This window comes from Chryseobacterium sp. FR048 (assembly GCF_056844665.1).
The window spans coordinates 1-3,164 of record NZ_JBXDSE010000022.1 but is presented as its reverse complement, the minus strand read 5'-3'; the positions used below and the strand labels follow the sequence as shown (position 1 = coordinate 3,164).

Here is a 3,164-nt window from a genome sequence, read left to right as displayed (position 1 = left end):
AATTCTATTATTAATGCGGTATGCTGTAAACTCGTCTATAGAATCTTCGCCGTGGTAAAAAGAGAAGAACCTTTTGTAAATTTAACAAGATATAATTTGCATATGTCTTAGAATACACGAATAAATTATATGCGTTTAATTATATCCATAAAGAAAATTATTCGTGCATTCGTGGCAAAAAAAGCAGCATTTACTGAAGATCTTAGATACTCTCAGGTCTTAAAAATAGACATCATATAGCTGAAAACCTTTGTGACCTTGCGCTTATCCAACAAAAAAGTATCTAAACTCAACCTGCTCTTTTAACAAATGATAAAAAAGACTCCTTGCCCGAGACTTTCTCCAAGTGGGTTGGCTGCATTCCGTTTTTAAGTTTTATCTTTGCAAAAAATTAAAAAATGAGCAAACCGATAACTGAATTCATAGAAAAGTATTACCTGCACTTCAACGCAGCTGCATTGGTAGATGCTTCTAAAGGATATGTTGCCCATCTTAAAGATGGCGGAAAAATGATGATTACTTTGGCAGGAGCAATGTCTACTGCTGAATTGGGTAAAATTCTTGCAGAAATGATCCGTCAGGGAAAAGTAGATTTTATCTCTTGTACAGGGGCTAACCTTGAAGAAGACCTGATGAACCTTGTGGCACACTCTCACTATGAAAGAGTTCCTCATTACAGAGATTTGACTGCTCAGGACGAGTGGGATCTTTTGGAAAGAGGTCTGAACAGAGTTACAGATACATGTATCCCTGAAGAAGAGGCTTTCAGAAGATTACAGAAACATATCGTAGAGATCTGGAAAGATGCAGAAGCTAAAGGAGAAAGATATTTCCCGCACGAATTCATGTACAAAATGATCCTTTCAGGAGTATTGGAGCAGTATTATGAAATTCCTAGAGAAAATTCTTGGATGATCGCTGCTGCTGAAGCAAACCTTCCAATCGTAGTTCCAGGATGGGAAGATTCTACAATGGGTAACATCTTCGCTTCTTACTGCATCAAAGGTGAGCTTAAAGCTACTACCATGAAATCAGGGATCGAATATATGACTTACCTTGCAGACTGGTATACTAAAAACTCAGGAGGTAAAGGAGTTGGATTCTTCCAGATCGGTGGAGGTATCGCAGGAGATTTCCCTATCTGTGTAGTACCAATGTTATATCAGGATATGGAAATGCATGACATTCCTTTCTGGTCTTATTTCTGCCAGATTTCCGATTCTACTACTTCTTACGGTTCATACTCAGGAGCTGTTCCGAATGAGAAAATCACTTGGGGTAAACTGGATATTACTACACCGAAGTTTATCGTTGAAAGTGACGCAACGATCTGTGCTCCATTAATGTTCTCTTATATTCTTGAGAATGCTTAAGAAATAAACTCTTTATGAGATTATCATATTGCGCTTCCAATTTGGGAGCGCTTTTTTATTTCTATGCTGTTAAGCTTTTTGAGCTCTATTAAATTTTGCAAATGACGTAGAACTTGTTGGAAATCGCAAAGACGCAAAAGGATTATATACATTATGGGTATTTTAAGGCGCAAGAAGATCTAAGATCTTCAGCAAGTGCTACCCTTTTTTTTGCCACGAATGCGCGAATAAATTATATACATTTAATTTTATCCATTATCCATAAAGAAGATTATTCGTGCATCCGTGGCAATATTCAGCGGTTTACAATTTTATCGAAGATAAAATCCTTGCGCCTTACAACACTTTGTATGTAAAAGAACTTGCGCCTTTGCGATTTCCAAAATAACCCCTCACAGAGCCTGTGTCATCTGCAAAACCTGCGAGCTAATAATTTTATTTTCATTAAAATCAATCCAAAGAATTCACCAGAACAAAATAGCGGTACGCCAGAATTCCCTTTTCTATTTTTGTAAGATGATTAGGATCTTTCTTACTCAGCTTCGGAAGAACCTTTTTATTGATTACATTCAGTAAACGGAAAAATGATTTTTTCATATCTTTATCTTTTAATGAAACATCATTGAGCTGATGAGAGTTCAAAAATGATGCAAAAAAAGGAATGACGTTTCTAAAGTTTAAGATCTAAAAACAAAAATTATGGACGAAATTTTCAAACAGCAGGTATACGAAGTGGCAAAACTTATCCCTAAAGGAAGAGTTTCCACCTATGGTGCTATAGCAAAAGCTGTAGGCTATCCCAACCATTCCCGCCATGTAGGAAAAGCAATGGGAGGCTGTCCGAAAGATGTTCCTGCCCACCGGGTGATCTCGAGTTCAGGAGTATTGTCTGTACCGGAATTTCAACCTAAGTTGGAAGCCGAAGGAATTACCGTAGAAAATTTAAGAATTAAAAACTTCAAGAAACTGTTTTGGGATCCAATGAATGAATTATAATCTGCATAAAAAAATGTCACTCCATAACTTAATATGAGTGACATTTATATTTTCTACAGTTTCAAACTGTCTTATTTTCTTCCTCTCGGGAGACCTTTCAATTCTTCTTTCAGTCTTTCGTTTTCTTCTTTTAATAACGCAATATAACCCTGAAGGTTTTCAATGACAGCACCTGGAATATTATCATAGTTATTTTGGTTCGTGATGACTCCAGCAGAAGAGGATCTGTCATTAAATACAGGGTGATCATTATTAATAACTACTGTCGCTTCTTCTTCCTCGTAAATATCTTCAATCGGGACATCCAGAAAACGGGCAAGCTTGTCCCATTCGTCTTTTACGATCTTTACATCACCGCTTTCTTTTCTGCTGTAATTGGATACATCTGTTGCGATAAAGTCAGCTACCTGCTGTTGAGTATAGCCTTTTTGCTTTCTGATGACGCGTAATTTTTCTTTTTGCATGACCGACATTTTATACAAAAATGGCAAAAAAGCACAATGTATACAACAGAAAACAGAAAAAATATGCAGTAAACTAATAGAGGCTGCTAAGAAAGAATGAAAAGGTTTATAATATAAATTATATTCAGATAGATAGTTAATGATTTTAGGAATGGGATGTTGAAAAAAGACAAAGATGCAAGAGTTTTTAGTTGTGTTACACTCATTTTTTTGCCACGAATGCCTTTAGATTTGCAAAAGGATTTAGTAATAAATTAGATACTAATTAAATTCTGAAGAACCAGAGAAAATAAAGTGAACTAAACGAATGCATAGAAACGAACTATTTCGT

The 3,164-nt window shown here is 35.9% G+C and carries 4 protein-coding genes; 2 read left to right on the top strand and 2 right to left on the bottom strand.

From position 1 onward, the window contains the following. Nucleotides 1-398: 398 nt before the first annotated feature. Entirely contained in the window at nucleotides 399-1,373 is a 975-nt protein-coding gene (locus AC106K_RS28015) for a deoxyhypusine synthase family protein (protein ID WP_047097747.1), read from the top strand. 450 nt (nucleotides 1,374-1,823) lie between these two features. On the opposite strand, the gene AC106K_RS28010 is transcribed toward AC106K_RS28015, so the two are convergent. Continuing rightward, a complete protein-coding gene (locus AC106K_RS28010; protein ID WP_185114425.1) occupies nucleotides 1,824-1,970 on the bottom strand; it encodes a hypothetical protein in 147 nt (48 codons plus the stop codon). A 102-nt stretch (nucleotides 1,971-2,072) separates the two neighbouring features. On the opposite strand from AC106K_RS28010, the gene AC106K_RS28005 reads away from it, so the two are divergent. After that, nucleotides 2,073-2,369, top strand: a complete 297-nt coding sequence (locus AC106K_RS28005; protein ID WP_482448912.1) for an MGMT family protein — start codon at nucleotides 2,073-2,075, stop codon at nucleotides 2,367-2,369. 71 nt (nucleotides 2,370-2,440) lie between these two features. Here AC106K_RS28005 and AC106K_RS28000 read toward each other — a convergent pair whose 3' ends face one another. Further along, nucleotides 2,441-2,833, bottom strand: coding sequence for a helix-turn-helix transcriptional regulator (locus tag AC106K_RS28000; RefSeq protein ID WP_482448911.1), 393 nt, complete (start codon nucleotides 2,831-2,833; stop codon nucleotides 2,441-2,443). Nucleotides 2,834-3,164: the final 331 nt, after the last annotated feature.